The sequence below is a fragment of the Pseudomonas syringae group sp. J254-4 genome, assembly GCF_032586855.1.
GTDB classification, from domain to species: domain Bacteria; phylum Pseudomonadota; class Gammaproteobacteria; order Pseudomonadales; family Pseudomonadaceae; genus Aquipseudomonas; species Aquipseudomonas amygdali.
This window is the reverse complement of sequence record NZ_JAWHOO010000006.1, coordinates 132591-148678: the sequence shown is the minus strand read 5'-3', so window position 1 is coordinate 148678 and position 16088 is coordinate 132591. Positions and strand designations below refer to the sequence as shown.

Annotated in this window: 16 protein-coding genes; 9 read left to right on the top strand and 7 right to left on the bottom strand. The window is 59.4% G+C overall.

Translation table 11 applies throughout. The features are described from left to right. Positions 1–112 precede the first annotated feature (112 nt). Both RYB09_RS10025 and RYB09_RS10020 read right to left on the bottom strand, forming a co-directional pair. The gene (locus tag RYB09_RS10025; protein WP_016982355.1) at positions 113–547 is read right to left on the bottom strand and encodes a DUF2946 domain-containing protein; all 435 of its coding nucleotides are present in this window, start codon (positions 545–547) and stop codon (positions 113–115) included. A 13-nt stretch (positions 548–560) separates the two neighbouring features. Then, the gene (locus RYB09_RS10020; RefSeq protein WP_316888178.1) at positions 561–1022 is read right to left on the bottom strand and encodes a copper chaperone PCu(A)C; all 462 of its coding nucleotides are present in this window, start codon (positions 1020–1022) and stop codon (positions 561–563) included. A 143-nt stretch (positions 1023–1165) separates the two neighbouring features. Here RYB09_RS10020 and RYB09_RS10015 point away from each other — a divergent pair, with 143 nt between their 5' ends. After that, a complete protein-coding gene (locus RYB09_RS10015; RefSeq protein ID WP_005732139.1) occupies positions 1166–1624 on the top strand; it encodes an REP-associated tyrosine transposase in 459 nt (152 codons plus the stop codon). A gap of 164 nt (positions 1625–1788) precedes the next feature. Here the strand turns inward: RYB09_RS10015 and RYB09_RS10010 are convergent, their stop codons facing one another. Genes RYB09_RS10010 through RYB09_RS10000 form a run of 3 tightly spaced genes read right to left on the bottom strand, consistent with a single transcriptional unit; the run spans position 1789 to position 4819 of the window. Next, positions 1789–2508, bottom strand: coding sequence for a cobalt-precorrin-6A reductase (locus tag RYB09_RS10010; protein ID WP_122259642.1), 720 nt, complete (start codon positions 2506–2508; stop codon positions 1789–1791). Further along, positions 2505–3617, bottom strand: a complete 1113-nt coding sequence (locus RYB09_RS10005) for a cobalt-precorrin-5B (C(1))-methyltransferase (RefSeq protein ID WP_057452865.1) — start codon at positions 3615–3617, stop codon at positions 2505–2507. The genes RYB09_RS10010 and RYB09_RS10005 overlap by 4 nt, the downstream gene beginning before the upstream one ends. Next, the gene (locus RYB09_RS10000; RefSeq protein WP_002555385.1) at positions 3617–4819 is read right to left on the bottom strand and encodes a bifunctional cobalt-precorrin-7 (C(5))-methyltransferase/cobalt-precorrin-6B (C(15))-methyltransferase; all 1203 of its coding nucleotides are present in this window, start codon (positions 4817–4819) and stop codon (positions 3617–3619) included. Before RYB09_RS10000 ends, RYB09_RS10005 begins: the two co-directional genes overlap by 1 nt. Positions 4820–4944: 125 nt before the next feature. On the opposite strand from RYB09_RS10000, the gene cobG reads away from it, so the two are divergent. The 8 genes from cobG to RYB09_RS09960 all read left to right on the top strand — a co-directional run bounded on the left by cobG (position 4945) and on the right by RYB09_RS09960 (position 12571). After that, positions 4945–6285: a precorrin-3B synthase gene (gene cobG / locus RYB09_RS09995; protein WP_316888175.1), complete on the top strand. Its 1341-nt coding sequence runs from the start codon at positions 4945–4947 to the stop codon at positions 6283–6285. Further along, positions 6282–6908: a precorrin-8X methylmutase gene (locus RYB09_RS09990; RefSeq protein WP_002555383.1), complete on the top strand. Its 627-nt coding sequence runs from the start codon at positions 6282–6284 to the stop codon at positions 6906–6908. Before cobG ends, RYB09_RS09990 begins: the two co-directional genes overlap by 4 nt. Further along, positions 6905–7639: a precorrin-2 C(20)-methyltransferase gene (locus RYB09_RS09985; RefSeq protein ID WP_410478301.1), complete on the top strand. Its 735-nt coding sequence runs from the start codon at positions 6905–6907 to the stop codon at positions 7637–7639. Before RYB09_RS09990 ends, RYB09_RS09985 begins: the two co-directional genes overlap by 4 nt. After that, on the top strand, positions 7639–9339 hold the full coding sequence (gene cobJ / locus RYB09_RS09980) for a precorrin-3B C(17)-methyltransferase (RefSeq protein WP_122281231.1): 1701 nt from the start codon (positions 7639–7641) through the stop codon (positions 9337–9339). Before RYB09_RS09985 ends, cobJ begins: the two co-directional genes overlap by 1 nt. A 349-nt stretch (positions 9340–9688) precedes the next feature. Next, the gene (locus RYB09_RS09975) at positions 9689–10513 is read left to right on the top strand and encodes a hypothetical protein (RefSeq protein WP_122281230.1); all 825 of its coding nucleotides are present in this window, start codon (positions 9689–9691) and stop codon (positions 10511–10513) included. Positions 10514–10573: 60 nt separating this feature from the next. Beyond that, positions 10574–11272 (top strand): hypothetical protein, encoded by a 699-nt coding sequence (locus RYB09_RS09970; protein WP_122281229.1) that lies wholly within the window; start codon positions 10574–10576, stop codon positions 11270–11272. After that, the gene (locus RYB09_RS09965; RefSeq protein WP_122281228.1) at positions 11265–11900 is read left to right on the top strand and encodes a hypothetical protein; all 636 of its coding nucleotides are present in this window, start codon (positions 11265–11267) and stop codon (positions 11898–11900) included. Before RYB09_RS09970 ends, RYB09_RS09965 begins: the two co-directional genes overlap by 8 nt. A 35-nt stretch (positions 11901–11935) precedes the next feature. Further along, positions 11936–12571: a hypothetical protein gene (locus RYB09_RS09960; protein WP_058408665.1), complete on the top strand. Its 636-nt coding sequence runs from the start codon at positions 11936–11938 to the stop codon at positions 12569–12571. 6 nt (positions 12572–12577) lie between these two features. On the opposite strand, the gene RYB09_RS09955 is transcribed toward RYB09_RS09960, so the two are convergent. Both RYB09_RS09955 and retS read right to left on the bottom strand, forming a co-directional pair. Next, positions 12578–13174, bottom strand: a complete 597-nt coding sequence (locus tag RYB09_RS09955; RefSeq protein WP_004655739.1) for a MarC family protein — start codon at positions 13172–13174, stop codon at positions 12578–12580. A gap of 72 nt (positions 13175–13246) precedes the next feature. Beyond that, on the bottom strand, positions 13247–16036 hold the full coding sequence (gene retS / locus RYB09_RS09950; protein ID WP_122281226.1) for a hybrid sensor histidine kinase/response regulator RetS: 2790 nt from the start codon (positions 16034–16036) through the stop codon (positions 13247–13249). Between the last annotated feature and the right edge of the window lie 52 nt (positions 16037–16088).

Here is a 16088-nt window from a genome sequence, read left to right as displayed (position 1 = left end):
TTAAAAACTACAAATCCGTTTTGCACCCGTTCAACCCCCCCAAAAAGGTAAACCACCGCACTATGGGGGCGCTGCTTTGAGGGGGGCGCCGTCGTGGAATCTTTTTTTCGGGTTATGCCGTGGTGAGCGCTGGCGGTGCCCGGCTTCGGGCATTGGGGAATATAGCCTTGTGTGCATGCCCCGGCAGCGGCTGCGAGGCAAAGAAATCACCCGGCCTAGGCGGCGGGGCTGCGACCAGTTCCAGCACATGGGGCAGCGCCGGGCAACTGAACAGCAGTGTGCAATAGCCGCATTTTGCCCACAGCGCGTGATCGCTCATGCCCGCGTCGGCAGGCATGGCATGCTCGCCGCCGTGATGGGCGTGGCTGTCTGCCGACATATCCATACTGGCTGGCATGGACATCGACATGCCGGCGTGATGATCCATCGGCATCGACTGGGAAACCAGTGGACCGATAAAGATCATCAACATGGCGAACAGACTCAGCCATGCGCCCCGTTTGTTACGGGTGGCTGATCTGTCGCGAACGCGGCGCAATGTGCTCACTCTGTAAAACGACTCAGTGCTGGTGTTCCGGAGCCTGCTTTTGTACCACGACCTGCACCTCGACATCTCCCGCCTTTTCAAAATGCAGGGTCATCGGGAAGCGCTGGCCTGTAACCAGCTTCGAACGGTCTTTGAGGTCCAGCAGCATCACGTGCCAGGCCATCGGCGCGAAACTCACCTTCGCACCGGCCGGGATGTCGAGCGCCTGAACGTGCTGCATCTTCATCAGCCCGTCGGCGTGTATATGCTCATGCAACTGCGCTTGCCCGGCGATGGGGCTGTCGACGCTGATCAGACGATCTGCGCTGTCGCCCTTGTTCTCGACAGTGAAATACGCCGCGACCGTCGGTGCATTGGGCGGCAGCTCCATAGACCAGGGATGGCCAATCAGCAACGGCCCAGCCTTGTACTCATGGGCTTGGGCAAAGCAGGCTGGCAGCAGTAATGCGGCCAACAGGAGTGCGTTTTTGAGCATTGAGGGGGTTCTCCGGAAGTTTTAGAAAAAGAGTGAAGGGCAGCTCGACTGGACATACGAAACACTCAGGTAAACCTTTAAGCACCGCTAAGTGTGCGCGTTTTGTAGAGTCGCTCCCAAGCACGCAGCCATAAGGTGATGGGATGAGTGAGAGGGCAAAGTCGCATCGTTTGCGCATCGGACGGATCTCCGGTACAGGCCAGATTTATCTGGTCACCGCGAAAACACTCCAGAGAAAACCTGCTTTTTCTGACTGGCGCATGGGGCGTCTGTTCGTCGATGAGCTTCGGCAAGTCCAGGAGCAGCAACTGGCCGATTCATTAGCGTGGGTCGTCATGCCGGACCATATTCACTGGCTGCTGCAGTTGAATAGCCACTCGTTATCCAGAGTTGTACAGCGCGTCAAATCGAAAAGCGCGATCACCATAAACAGAGCCAGCGGCTGCAGTGGACCTTTTTGGCAAAGCGGATTCCACGACGTAAGCATCCGCACTGAAGAAAGCCTTTTAAATTTCGCCCGTTATATTGTTGCCAATCCTGTTCGAGCCGGCTTGGTCAAAAGCGTGCGTGATTATCCCTTATGGGACGCAATTTGGCTTTGAAAATAACGACCCTGTGGGAGCGAGCCGGGCGACGCTTCGCTTGCTCGCGAAGGCGGATTAACGGATCAATTGATTTTCAGCGGCTATACCGGCCTCTTCGTGAGCAAGCTCACTCCCACTGGCCGGGTTGTTTCAGGATTTTATGAGGACTGAAGACGGTTCATTCACTCCAGCCCCAAGGCCTCCAGCACCTCATCCACACTCCACAAAATCCGATCCACCTCCGGCAACTCCGGGCGTTTCAGGATCAGGACGGGCAGGCCGCGCTCGCGGGCGACTTCAAGCTTGGGTTCGGTGGAGCTGCTGCCACTGTTTTTGCTGATCAGCACATCAATATCGCGTTGTTCAAACAGCTGACGTTCGTCTTCCAGTGCAAACGGGCCGCGCGCGCCGATCACTTCGCAGTGGTCATTGCCGGGGTAGCTGTCCAATGCCCGAAGCGTCCAGAATTGATGCTCCGGAATCTCGTGCAGATGCTGCAAAGGCTCGCGCCCCAGCGTGAACAGTGGGCGCTTGAAGGGCGCCAGTGCCGTGACCAGTTCTGACCAGTCGGCCACTTCGCGCCAGTCATCACCCGCACCAGCCTGCCAGGCAGTGCGACGCAAGGCCCAGCAGGGAATTCCAGTCAGCCGGGCTGCACATACAGCGTTGCGGCTGATTTGCGCGGCATACGGATGGGTTGCGTCCAGTAGCAAGTCGACGCTCTGTTCGCGAATGTATTGCGCCATGCCCTCTGCGCCGCCATAGCCGCCAACTTTCAACTGACAGGCCAGATCTGCCGGCACTCGACCCACACCTGCCAGGCTATAGATATGCTCAGGCCCGAGCCTGCGTGCAATCGCCAGCGCTTCGGTAATGCCGCCCAACAGCAGAATTCGTTTCATGTGTGTTCCTTCGATAACGCAACGCCCGCCTGACCGACAATTCCGCCCTGGCGGTCGATGGCGAACACTTCGACCTGAACCTGTGCAGGCACCACGCTACGGGCAAAAGCCAGCGCATGACGACACACCTCATCACCCAGCGGCACACCCGCCGCAGCGCTCATCGCAAGCGCCTGCTGGCTGGTATTGGCATCGCGAATACGCTGTTGCAGGTCTGCGTCCGCGCCGACATCCGCCGCCCACAGCGCCAGTTGCGGCAGGTCGATGCTCGAATGGCGGCTGTGCAGATCCATGTGGCCTGCGGCCAGTTTGCTGATCTTGCCGAAGCCACCGCACAGGCTCAACTTATCCACAGGCACCTTGCGCAGGTGCTTGAGCACTGCGCCGACGAAATCGCCCATTTCGATCAGGGCGATATCCGGGATGTTGTACACGCGGCGCATGGTGTCTTCGCTGGCGTTGCCGGTGCAGGCGGCAATATGCCGATAGCCGTTGGTGGTGGCGACGTCGATGCCCTGATGGATCGACGCGATGTACGCCGCGCAGGAGAAGGGCCGGACAATCCCGCTGGTGCCGAGAATCGACAGCCCGCCGAGAATACCGAGGCGCGGATTCATGGTTTTGAGCGCCAGCGCTTCGCCGCCCTCGACGCCAATCGTAACCTCGAAACCACCGCTGTAGCCGAGTTCTTCCGCCAGCTGCAGCAAGTGTTCGGTCATCATGCGTCGAGGCACCGGGTTGATGGCGGGCTCGCCCACCGCCAACACCAGGCCGGGGCGGGTCACGCTGCCTACACCTGCGCCTGCCACGAAGCGCACGCCGGGTGCCATTTCCAGCCTGACGCGCGCAAACACCAGCGCGCCGTGAGTAACGTCGGGATCGTCCCCGGCATCCTTGAGTGTTCCGGCTTCGGCGAAGTTATCCACAAGGCGGCAGAATTCCAGGCGCATCTGCACCTGTTTGCCCTTGGGCAACACAATCTCTACCGCATCGCTGATTTGCCCGCTGAGTAACAGCCGCGCTGCCGCGAGGCTGGTTGCTGTGGCGCAGCTGCCGGTGGTCAGGCCACTGCGCAGCGGAGCAGGCTGTTCGGCGGTTTCTTCGCGCATCAGGGTTTGACTACATCCAGCAGAGTGATCGGCAAGGCCTGACGCCACGTATCGAACTCGCCAAGAGGCTGAGCATGGGCGACGTGAATACGCGTCAGTTCGCCGCCATGCCGCTCGCGCCAGGCCATGAGTGCAGCCTCGCTTTGCAGGGTGACTGCATTGGCGACCAGCCGCCCGCCGGAGCGCAACTGCTCCCAGCAGGTTTCCAGCACGCCGATACGGGTCACGCCACCGCCGATGAAAATCGCATCCGGACGTTCCAGGCCGCTCAGCGCCTGTGGCGCGCTGCCGCGGACCAATTGCAGGCCCGGCACGCCCAACGCATCGCGATTGAATTCGATCAGTTGCTGACGACCTTCGTCCGCTTCTATGGCCATCGCCCGGCAGGTTGGGTGCGCGCGCATCCATTCGATGCCGATGGAGCCGCAGCCCGCGCCGACGTCCCAAAGCAGTTCACCCGGCACCGGAGCAAGGCGGGCAAGGGTGATGGCCCGCACGTCGCGTTTGGTCAACTGGCCGTCATGCTCGAAAGCGCTGTCTGGCAAACCGGCCACTGTACTCAGGCGAATGGCGCTGGCGTCGGCGCGACAATCGACGGCAACCAGGTTCAGTGCAGCTATCTCGGGATTGCCCCATTCACTGGCCAGCCCCTCGACGCGCCGTTCTGCTTCACCTCCCAGGTGCTCCAGGACCGTCATGCGGCTAGGGCCAAAGCCTCGTTCGCGCAGCAAACCGGCAATCACTGCGGGGCTGCTGCCATCATTGCTCAGCACCAGCAGACGTACGCCATGATGGAAATGAGCGTTCAATGCGGCTACCGGACGGGCAACCACTGACAAGGTAACGACTTCCTGCAACGGCCAGCCCAGACGAGCGGCGGCCAGAGAGTAAGAAGAAGGGGCGGGCAGAATACGCATTTCGTCGATGGCGACTACGCGTGCCAGGCTGGCGCCGACGCCGAACAGCATCGGATCGCCACTGGCCAGTACGCAGATTTCGGCACCGCGCTGTTCCAGCACCGGGTTCAGCGAAAATGGACTCGGCCATGCACGCCGCTCGGCGCGAATGCACGGCGGCAGCAATGCCAGCTGGCGCGGACCGCCGAACACCTGATCAGCGTGCAGCAGAGCGTGCCGGGCGTTCTTGCCCAGGCCCTTGTAACCGTCTTCTCCGATTCCCACGACTGTCAGCCACGGCGACATGTACCTACCTCAATCCGAACTTCCGACAGAGCGCCTTTTCATGCCTGCGGACAAAGCAGGCATAATACCGCGCCCGACGGGGTACAAGTGCTCTAATCCACGTCCAGTTCATACCGGGTGATCCATTGAACGAGCCGCAGTCCGCTCGCACATCCTCTGCAACGCTACGCCCCTCGGCCTGTCCGGGGTTGCTGCGTATCGTCCCGGCACTGGACGGCGGGATCTGCCGGATCAAGCTGGCGGGCGGGGTCATCAGCCGTGTGCAGGCAATGGCGGTTGCAGAGGCTGCGCAGACTTATGCACAGGGCGTTATCGAAGCCACCAACCGCGCCAACCTGCAAATTCGCGGCATCGGCGCTGATCACGATGGGTTGATCAAGGCATTGATGGCGGCAGGACTCGGCCCGGCCAACCCTGCCAGTGACGATGTGCGCAACCTGATGCTCAGCCCGACCGCGGGGCTGGATTCGCGCATGCTGTTCGATGCCCGACCGTTGGCGGCGCAGGTTCTCGATGCGCTGGAAAATCATCCGCGCTTCCATGAGCTGTCACCCAAATTTGCGTTGTCGCTGGATGCTGGTGAAGCGCTGGTGATGCTCGAACACGCGCATGATGTGTGGCTGTCGGCGCTGAACCTCGACGGCGAAGTGCTGCTGGCGTTCGGGCTGGCCGGTTGCCCGGCCAATGATCGACCGCTGGCCGCTGTGCCGCTGGCGGCTGGAGAAGCGCTGGTTGTCGGGTTGCTGGAATTGTTCCTCGATCTGGCCCGCCCGGAGCATACCCGGATGCGGCATCTGCTGGCCGAGGTGTCGACCGACGATGTGTTGCGCGAGCTTTCTACCCGGCTGGACTGCGCGTTGCGGGTGGATCAAGCCGTCACCGGCTGGCAGCGCCCGGCCATTCAGGGCAATCGGCATATCGGTATTTATCCACAGGCCGAGCCTGCGCGGGTTGCGGTGGGGGCGGTGGTTCCGCTGGGGCGTCTTGATGCCGCCACGCTCGCCATCGTCGCGCAACTGGCAGAAGAGCAGGGCGACGGCACTTTGCGCCTGACGCCTTGGCAGAGCCTGCTGTTGCCCAATGTGCCGGTCGAGCGCGCTGCAACAGTGATGACGGCGTTGCAGGCCGCGGGTCTGATCTGTTCGGCCGAACAGCCACTGGCGCAGATGGTGGCGTGTACCGGTTCTGCCGGCTGTGCAAAAGGGCTGGCCGATACCAAGGCTGATGCGCTGCAACTGGCTACCGGCCTGGTTGCCAGTCAGGCCGTTCATTTAAGCGGTTGCACGCGTTCCTGCGCTGCTGCTCACGTAGCGCCGGTAACCTTGCTGGCCGTTTCGCCCGGCCGTTACGACCTTTATTTTCGCGACGCAGCGCATGCCGGTTTCGGTGTGCTGCGCGCGCGTGACCTTACTATTGAAGCAGTCGGTGCGCAGTTGAACGCCGACTCACGGAGCAACATTGCATGATTGATTACATCCGCGATGGTCAGGAGATATATCGCAACTCCTTCTCGATCATTCGCGCCGAAGCGCGCCTGGACACGATCCCCGCCGACCTGGAAAAACTCGCCGTGCGCGTGATCCATGCCTGCGGGATGGTCGAAGTCATTGAAGACCTGCGCTTCTCGCCGGGTGCCGGTACAGCCGGGCGCAATGCCCTGGCCGCCGGTGCACCGATCCTCTGCGACGCACGCATGGTCTCAGAAGGCATCACCCGTACCCGGCTGCCCGCCAACAACCAGATCATCTGCACATTGCACGATGAAGGCGTGCGGGAAATGGCGCTCGAACTGGGCAATACGCGCTCTGCTGTGGCGCTGGAGCTGTGGCGTCCGTACCTGGAAGGCAGCGTAGTGGTCATCGGCAATGCGCCGACTGCGCTGTTCTATCTGCTCGAAATGCTCGATGCAGGCGCGCCGAAACCAGCGCTGATTCTCGGCTTTCCGGTTGGCTTTGTCGGCGCTGCCGAGTCCAAGGCCATGCTTGCCGCAGACAGCCGTGGCGTGCCATTTGTGATCATGCAGGGTCGTCGTGGCGGCAGCGCCATGGCCGTGGCCGCTGTCAATGCACTGGCCACGGAGATCGAATGATGCAGGCACGCGGTCGATTGATTGGCCTGGGCGTCGGCCCCGGCGACCCGGAGCTGATTACCGTCAAGGCGCTGCGCCTGCTGCGGGAGTCGCCTGTGGTGGCGTACTTCGTGGCCAAGGGTAAAAAGGGCAACGCATTCGGCATTATCGAAGCACACTTGCAGGACGTTCAAACGTTGATGCCACTGGTCTATCCGGTCACCACCGAGGCCTTGCCAGCGCCGCTGTCCTACGAAAAAGTCATCAGCGACTTCTACGACGAGTGCAGCCTGCACATTGCGGCGCATCTGGATGCCGGGCGTGACGTAGCGGTGATCTGCGAAGGCGACCCGTTCTTCTACGGTTCCTACATGTACCTGCACGACCGCCTGGCCGAGCGCTACGAGGCGCAAGTGATTCCGGGTGTGTGTTCGATGCTCGGTGGCGCTTCGGTACTGGGCGCGCCGCTGGTGTATCGGAACCAGAGCCTGTCGGTGTTGTCCGGCGTGCTGTCCCACGAGGACCTGAAACGCAAGCTGGCTGATGCCGATGCAGCAGTGATCATGAAACTGGGACGCAACTTCCACAAGGTCCGTGAAGTGCTGACCGAACTGGGCATGGCCGGGCGTGCGCTGTATGTCGAGCGCGCAACCATGGCCAACCAGAAAATCGTCCCGCTGGATCAGGTAGACCCGATGTCTTCGCCGTATTTTTCGCTGATTATCGTTCCGGGTGACAGGTGGCAAGGCTGATGACTCTCAACATTCCAGCCATCGTTATTCTCGGCAATGGCAGCCTGGCTACCGCGCGGCGCATTCAGCAGCTGTTTCCCGATGCGCAGATTCATGGCCTGGCCGAGCGTGTGCAGAACGCTGACATTACCTACAGCGAATTCGGTAGCACGCTGCGTCAGTTGTATCAGCAAAACACCCCTATTATCGCCCTGTGTGCCGCTGGCATAGTGATTCGCACCCTGGCCCCGCTGCTGTTGGAGAAGGGCGTCGAGCCGCCGGTACTCGCCGTAGCTGAGGACGGTAGTGCAGTGGTGCCACTGCTTGGTGGCCTGGGCGGGGTCAATGTCATGGCGCGCAGCATTGCCAACGGGCTTGGCGTTGCACCGGCAATCACCACCAGCGGCGAATTGCGCTTCGGCACCTGCCTGCTCAACCCGCCCAGCGGCTATGCACTGGGCGACCTTGAGCTGGGCAAGCGCTTTGTTTCCGACTTGCTCTCCGGCGAGCCGGTGCGCATTGAAGGCGAGGCACCCTGGCTGGAGCAAGCACAACTGCCCGAAGATCCGCAGGCTGAGCTGACGATTCATGTCGGCTGCGCCATACGTGAGCCCGCTCCCCATGAATTACTGATCTACCCGCGCAGTGTACTGGTCGCCGTCAGCGAAATAACCGCTGAACTGGCTATGCGGGTCCGCTCGGCGTTGCACGACGCAAGCATTGCCGAGCAATCGCTGGCTTGTCTGCTGACCAGCGAAGAGCAGATGGCCAACGCGCAGTTGCATCAGGCAGCCAGCGAGCTGGGCGTCCCGGTGCGCTTCGACAAGGCTGGGTCGGCCAGCGAAATGGCCTCCCGCTGCGTGCCGCAACGGTTGCCGCCACTCAGCGTCGACGACATGGCGATTGCCGTCGCGACTCAACCGCTGGATGTGCAGAACATCGGCCGTGGGCGTGGCCGGCTTGCAGTCATTGGCCTGGGCCCCGGCGCAGCGGACCTTATGGTGCCTGCGGTCAAGGCTGAACTGGCACGCGCCAATGATGTGCTGGGTTACGAAACCTACGTGCGCATGGCCGGGCCGTTTCGTGCCGATCAGGTACTGCATTGCACCGACAATCGCGAAGAAATGCTGCGTGCCCGGCATGCCTTCGAACTGGCCGCGCAAGGTCGTTCGGTGGTTGTGGTGTCGTCCGGTGATCCGGGCGTGTTCGCCATGGCCTCGGCAGTGCTTGAAGCGCTGCACGAGTCCGGCAACCCGCACTGGCACTCTGTCGAGCTGGAGATTCTCCCGGGTGTCTCGGCTTCTCTGGCAACCGCCGCTCAGGCTGGTGCGCCGTTGGGGCATGATTTCTGTGTGTTGTCGCTGTCCGATAACCTCAAGCCTTGGGAGATCATCGAAAAGCGTCTGGACCTTGCCTGTCAGGCAGACCTTGCGCTGGCCTTCTACAACCCGATTTCCCGTTCACGACCCTGGCAACTGGGGCGTGCGCTGGAGATAGTTCGCCAGCACCGCACTCCTGAAACGCCCGTCACGCTTGGGCGCGACATCGGTCGTCCTGGCCAGACACTGCGCGTCATTACGCTGGGTGAGCTGACGCCGGAGCAGGTGGACATGCGAACCATGGTGCTGATCGGCTCTTCCCTGACCTGCACCTTTCCTCGCAACGAAGGCGGCAATTGGGTCTACACGCCCCGCTGGTATGGCGCGAAACCTACAGCCTGAGCCCATAGGCTTGTCGTACCTGTATCGAATTTACTGTGGGAAAGTGCTGAAACCTCTGCGTATCAACAGGCATTCAGGCCGAGTTTTCGGCCTGGCTGCTTGCGCGAACGGATGTTCTTCAAGTTGCCAGGCTTGTGGCTTTTTTCTCTGTCCTGCCACGGATTTTTCTTTCGCCCGCTGTTTACCGAGGGCTGAGCACAGCTTGAGTTTTGCGCGCGCCATCGAGTGTTGCCGCGGCAGTTGAAAAAGCCATCAATAGACCGCTCGAAAGTGCCGGAAAAACGGCCTGATTTATTTGATTAGTCTCGTATCTGTCCACAAGGACTCACGAATTAAAGGACTAAATGAAATGAAACAGGACAATACGATGAGCATGACCGACAACCTTGATTACATTGCCGCTTGTGAGCTGGCTGAATGCCCTGCTTCGTCCATCGCTCACGCAGCAGCCATAAAGCCTGAATTGCTTCTGGCCAGTGACGAGACTGACTTTGACCCAGGCGATGAAGCTGCCAAGGGTGCTGTGGTTGCAAGCAGTCTGCTGGCATTTGCCGAGGGCGTTTCGCGGCAGAGCAAGCAAGACGTCATGGACTCCTTTCTGTTTGCCACCCTTGTGGCCAACAAGGCGTTCAGCCCTGAAACCCAGGGTGATCAGTGGTACGACAAATTCAACGAAGTACTCTCGAAGCTTGGCTGGCTTTCCACCCATTGGAACTATGCCCGCTATCGTGCTACCCAGCAGCGTTTCACCATGGACGAAGTCGGCCTTGAGATCCTTGGCTCGGCTGTTGCGGCTGCCGCTTTGCCTGGGCCTGCATCGCTGCTGATGCTCAAGGTCGCTGCGGATGCCATCGCTGCACTGAAAGACAAAAAAGAGCCTCTGCGCCTGTTTGAAAGCCAGACAAAAACCCACCGCGGAGGCAGTTTCCGTATTGCCTCGTGCATCGAGTCCGATGACAAGACCGTGACTCTGTCCATGGGCGCGGTCAGCTTCCAGACCGACAGGGATGTCACCAATGTCCTGTTCTGGGAGTGGCAGGACACAAACGTTGAAACCTGGAAAGGCGAGGACAACCTGATACTCAACACGAGCCTGTATTCGCGCCATCGCGACCTGATCCAGCAAAAGCTGAGCGACAACGCCAAGAGCGCGATCGAAGAGTTTGAAATCTGATCGGGTTATTTGCGGAGGCACGGGTTGCCTCCGCTTTCGGGATAAAAAGGAATTTCTCCCATGAAGCAGGAATTGGATGCCGCAGTCGTCAACGCCGGCTGTTTGCTGTTTTTCCCCACGTCGCAGCAGGTCGCCCCGAAAAACGATGTGCTGGACTCGATGCTGTATGTGCAGTTGGCAGCATCGAAGCAGCACCCCAGGTTCGCCGAGTTCGAAAAATGGAATGAAACCCGCCTTGCTGCGGCTCTGCGTTTCGGCTGGGTGCTGAATGCCAGCGAACACGTCAGCGAGCCTTTGCCGGTAGATGCTGTCCGAACCGTATGGAGTTGCCTCGAGCGTGCCCTTGCACCGTCAGTGTCAGCGCAGACCCTGCAGGACGCAGAAACATTGATGCGTAAAGTGTTCAAGCAATCGGCTCATAACACGGCGCTTCAGTTGCTGCGTAGCCAGACGGTACAGAGCGGTTTGAATCATGCGGGAAAATTGCAGGTCGGCGTGGTCCTGCAACTGGGGTTCTTCGACGATCAGCACAACCTGACGCTGGCGCAGCTTCAGTTCGCCACACGTCAGCCGTTGCCATCCGGTTTTCTTTTCGAAGTACTCGAACCGCAGAGTGTCTACGGCAACATCGCTGTGACCGTTTATAAAATGCAATTGATTGAACAGGTCTATTCGCAGTTTCGCGATGACATCGACACGGCGTTGTCGAGCAGGCGTCCCGGTATGATCATGTCGCTTGGGGAAACGCCTTATGTCTGATCTGGATGAGACCCTGCTGGCAGGGGCCAATCTCCTGTCGTTCGCCCGTAACGTCGAGCCCGGTTTGCGTCAGGACGTACAGGACTGTCTGCATCACGCGAGACTTGTCGCCGATGACCAGCATTCCCCGCGCATGGCCTGGCGTTCATGGCTGGACGCTTACCAGCAAGCCATTCTTGCAACGGGTGGACGGCGCAGCGCGGTGATTAACGACGTGCGCTTGAGCATTCACAGTTTCAGGGACATTGGCAAATTGCAGCTTCCAATGGTCAATAACTCCGTCGAGCTTCGCCGGCTCTATCGCAGCTCACTCGACAGGCTGCTGAGCAGTAACCATGCGAAGACATTTTTCAGCAGCTGGTTTACGTCTGGACGTTCTGAAAGCTTTCAACTCATGCCTTGTGCAATGCACAGCGAAGACGAGGTGATGATCCTGTTGTGCAGCCTGCAGATGACCACCGTTGCGTCGAGGCCAGCGCTTTATTTCTGGCAGGTTCTTGGCGGAGAAATGCAAGTACATGCTGTTGGTACTGCGTTTCGGTTCAGTCGCAAGAGCTTCGAACCTTTTCGCCAGACTGTTCAGGACATGCTGGCTGATCGTGCTGCCGCTGAAATCATCAATTTATAACGACGGTCAAGTGCCCATGGAAGGGAGTTACTCAAATGAAAGCAGGCAAAGGCAATGCGGCGTACCTGGGCGATATCCCCAGTATGGTGACGTTTCTTCCGGGGCTTACAAGTGAGGAGCGCACGGACATTCAGGATGTACTTCTGGATGCGCAGTTGTTCGCAGGTAAGCAGTTTGATTTCAAGACGCAGTGGAGCAGCTGGATGCATTACTACCGCAGCCGGCTCAAGACCCGTGGCATACAGCAAAAAGGCGTGGTTCTGGGCGACTCGCTGATCGTAAGCAATGTCGATGATTTGTTACAGGCGACCTTCAAGGTCAGCAGTCCAGCGGACCGCAAGCGCCTTGGCGGCATGGTGCAGCGCGCTGTCGCAGCATTGGGAGTGAATCAGGCGGCAGAGTCTTACTTTAAAAACGGCTTTGAACAAGGCCGTCTGGGCAGCTTCCAGGTAGTGCCCTGCGAGAAGTATGAACCTGATCGGGTACTTCTGTTGCTGTGCAGTCTGCATCTGAGCGTGGACGAGCACGCGGCGGGTAGCCGACGGCTGCTGTTTCACTTCAAGGGCGGCAGTTACATCTTTGACCGCAAGATTTACGCCGCATATCGTAATGGTGTAACGCGGTATCTGGACGGCAGGGCGCAAGGGCTGGTGCGGGCTGCACGTATCTGAGTTGTATCAGGGCAGCAGATAGCCCCTTATACCGGTAAAGATGATTTGTGCCGCCAACGCACAGACGAACAACCCCATCAGGCGGCTGACAATCTGCAAACCCTGATCGCCCAGGATACGTTCGATGCGGTTGGAGAGGTAAAGCACCACGCCAACCGTGAGGCTGGCGAGTGCAATACTCAGGATGGCAGTGAGTTTGTCATCCCAATGAGGCTGACTGACGCCCATGACCAGTAGCGCACCGATGGTGCCGGGGCCGACGGTAAGGGGAATGGTCAGCGGAACAATGGTCACATCCTGCTGGATATTATCGGTCTGGACGGCCGATTTGCCTTGGGCCATACCCAGCGCGGATATGAACAGCACGCTGCCAGCCCCAATCCTGAAGGCATCGACCGTGATTCCGAATACATCGAAAATCACTCTACCGAACAGATACAGCAAGATGCTGGAAATCAGTGTCGCCAGCGCTACCTTCCAGGCCAGACGCCGCTGTTCCTTGCGCGAGTGACCGCGGGTCAGGCTGATGAAGCAGGAAAGAACGAAAAACGGGCTGTAAAGCACCAGCATTTTCAGATAGACGCTGAACAACACGTGAAGCATGGCTTCGACTCACAGCAGCAGGTGGATGGCAGCGCCAGTCTATCAGGCCACTGTGTGCCTTTCCCGTTGCTGTCAGTTTCTTCGATACTGCTCACCGTCCGAAGGCAGTCCGCGAGCCTTGTCGCGGTGTGCTACCCAGTGTTCGACCAGTTCGCGCAGTTGCGACAGCTCGATAGGTTTGGCCATGTGACCGTCCATACCTGCCTGGCGTGCACGATCCTTGTGCTCAGTGAGAATATGCGCAGTCAGTGCAACGACCGGTGTGCGCACCCGCTGATTGCCGACCTCCCAGGCACGCAATTGCTCGGTTGCCGAGAAACCGTCGAGTATCGGCATTTCACAGTCCATCAGTACCAGGTCATAACGCTGTGCCTTCATGGCACGCAGCGCTTCTTCGCCGTTGCTCGCCGTATCGGGATTCAGGTTGAGCTTGCCGAGCATGCCGCGGATCACTTTGGTCGAAATGCTGTTGTCTTCGGCTACCAGGATCCGGAAGTCGCCCGGTACGCTGACCGGCGTATTGATGACCGGGCCGGGTTTTTGTGCGGCAACGCCCTTGTTCAACTGGGTCAGTTCATCTGCCAGCGTCGTCTTGAGCGTGTAGCCCGCCACCGGTTTGGCCAGAATGCGCTTGATACCGGAGTTGCGAGCAATGATCTTGCTTGGGGCATTGCTGATACCGGTAAGCATGATCAACAGAATGTCATGATTCAGACTTGGGTCTTCCTTGATCTTGGCGGCCAGTTGCATGCCGGTCATGCCGGGCATGTTCTGGTCGAGCAGGACCACATCGAAATAGTCGCGCAGATGCGCCTTGGTCCGCAGCAAGGCCAGTGCCTCCTTGCCGGACGCCACTGCACTGACATTCAGGCCCCAGGCGCTGCATTGCTGGACCAGCACCTTGCGGCAGGTATCGTTGTCGTCAACCACCAGCACTCTGGCATCTTTCAGCGGGCTGTCCAGATCGATGGTCGGCTGCTCCAGCAGCTTTGCGTCCAGCGGCAGGTTCAGCCATAACGTGTTGCCCTGGGTGCCGCTGTTCTGAATACCGAATTCACCGTCCATCAGGATGATCAACTGGCGGGCGATGACCAGCCCCAGGTGACCACCGAGCCTGCTACTGGCCAGGAAATTCCGGCTGTGCAGTTCGGCGTGCAGCAACTCTTCACGTTCTTCGTCGGAAAGCGATTCACCGCTGTCCTGCACCGAAATACGCAAACGCGTCTTTCCGTTTTTCGAAGACTCAAGGGCGACGGCCAGAAGAATTTCACCTTCGTCAGTCTTCTTCAGGGCATTTTCCAGAAGGCTCAACAGCGTCTGGCGCAGGCGAGTCGGGTCACCATTGATAACCCGTGGCACTTGGGGCTGGATCTGGCTGATCAGCTCGACCTGCTGCTGCTCGGCCTTGGCGCGGAAGATATTCAGGCAGTCCTCGACCAGCGCGCCGATGTCGAACTGCACATCGTCCAGTTCTATCTGCCCTGACTCGAGCTTGGTGATGTCCAGAATCTCGTTGATCAGCGTCAGCAGTTCGTTACCGGCACTGTGAATGGTCTGCACATAGTCGCGCTGCTTGACTGACAGCGGCGTGCCGAGCAGCAGTTCGGTCATGCCCAGCACGCCATTCATGGGTGTGCGAATCTCGTGACTGATCTTGGCCAGAAATTCGGCTTTGGCGTTGATTTCGGCGGTACTCGCAGCCTGATCGCGGCTGAGGCTGAAACGGTCTTCGGTGATGCTGCGATGGCGTTCGCTAAGGGCCAGGCTCATCGAAAGACCGCTGATGCAGAACACGCTGAGCAGCGCGAGTATCAGCCACTGTGGCGGCACCAGACTCAGCCACAGCAGGCCCGGCAGAACCACCATGTAACCAATGTTGAAAATGATCATCCCGAGGACAAACAGGCGCGCCGAACGATAGCCTTTCTGCCAGTGCCACATCGACACCGCCAGAATGCTCAACGTCGTCAACGAGACCAGGCCGAAAGTCAGAATATTGATCGGCAGTCTGTCGTCCAGCAGTACCAGCACAGTACCGATGCCCATGAGCACGGCGTTGCCCAGCAATAGACGATCCAGTTTGCGGGCGTTGCGATGGACGAAGAAGCAGTAGGTGTAGATCAGGCCTGCGACAGCCGCCAGCAACAGCGCAATGTGCGCACTGGGGGTCTGTGCGATATTCCACGGATCAATCGGGCGGAGCAGGTTAAGCAGCAACAGGGCACTGAGCCCGAGCAGTGCTTCGCAGGCGGCGAGCCATAGATTGCTACGCGACCGTGTATGCCCGTAGCGCGTCAGGTTCTGCACGATGAGCATCGACAGCGCACCGAAAAGCAGCCCGAACAGGAAGGGTTCAGTCTCGTCGGCGGCGCTTTTGACGGCCGGTTCCAGGGTAATGCTGGGGCGCATTTTCTGGGTGGAGACCAGCTTCAGATAGATATCCAGCGTGTTTGAACTCTGCGGGATCGGCAGCAGAAAATCGTTCGAGGGCAGACGCTGATCTTCCTTGGGCACCTCGTTGCCGGTGCGCAGGTGATCAATCTGTTGATCGCCGTCCATGACATACATGTCCGCGCTGGCGAGGTCCGGAGCGAAGATGCGCAGAAGCTGCTCGTGCTGGGTAGGCAGCAGGCGGTAGTGCAGCCATACCGCACTGTCACGTTCCGCTGCAGTGACTCGTTCCAGCTCGATAGGACTGAATTGATTCTGGTAGCGCGCCGAACGAATTTCATCCAGCGTCAGGTGGGCCTTTTCGTCGAGCAGCGTCGACCAACCTGCGCCATGCTCGGCCTGTGCCGAAAGCATGAACAGCAGGGTCAGCAGTCCAGCGATTGAGGCTATGGCAATCCTGAGCCAGCGCACAATGAAATCCCTTCGTGAGTGAATGCCGGGTAAAACCGCGAATGCCGGGTCA

Bases quoted from the DNA above. Each gene is read 5' to 3' on its own strand.
- RYB09_RS10020 (WP_316888178.1), bottom strand. From the start codon at position 1,022: ATGCTCAAAAACGCACTCCTGTTGGCCGCATTACTGCTGCCAGCCTGC.
- RYB09_RS10015 (WP_005732139.1), top strand. From the start codon at position 1,166: ATGAGTGAGAGGGCAAAGTCGCATCGTTTGCGCATCGGACGGATCTCC.
- RYB09_RS10010 (WP_122259642.1), bottom strand. From the start codon at position 2,508: ATGAAACGAATTCTGCTGTTGGGCGGCATTACCGAAGCGCTGGCGATT.
- RYB09_RS10005 (WP_057452865.1), bottom strand. From the start codon at position 3,617: ATGCGCGAAGAAACCGCCGAACAGCCTGCTCCGCTGCGCAGTGGCCTG.
- RYB09_RS10000 (WP_002555385.1), bottom strand. From the start codon at position 4,819: ATGTCGCCGTGGCTGACAGTCGTGGGAATCGGAGAAGACGGTTACAAG.
- RYB09_RS09990 (WP_002555383.1), top strand. From the start codon at position 6,282: ATGATTGATTACATCCGCGATGGTCAGGAGATATATCGCAACTCCTTC.
- RYB09_RS09985 (WP_410478301.1), top strand. From the start codon at position 6,905: ATGATGCAGGCACGCGGTCGATTGATTGGCCTGGGCGTCGGCCCCGGC.
- cobJ (WP_122281231.1), top strand. From the start codon at position 7,639: ATGACTCTCAACATTCCAGCCATCGTTATTCTCGGCAATGGCAGCCTG.
- RYB09_RS09975 (WP_122281230.1), top strand. From the start codon at position 9,689: ATGAAACAGGACAATACGATGAGCATGACCGACAACCTTGATTACATT.
- RYB09_RS09970 (WP_122281229.1), top strand. From the start codon at position 10,574: ATGAAGCAGGAATTGGATGCCGCAGTCGTCAACGCCGGCTGTTTGCTG.
- RYB09_RS09965 (WP_122281228.1), top strand. From the start codon at position 11,265: ATGTCTGATCTGGATGAGACCCTGCTGGCAGGGGCCAATCTCCTGTCG.
- RYB09_RS09960 (WP_058408665.1), top strand. From the start codon at position 11,936: ATGAAAGCAGGCAAAGGCAATGCGGCGTACCTGGGCGATATCCCCAGT.
- RYB09_RS09955 (WP_004655739.1), bottom strand. From the start codon at position 13,174: ATGCTTCACGTGTTGTTCAGCGTCTATCTGAAAATGCTGGTGCTTTAC.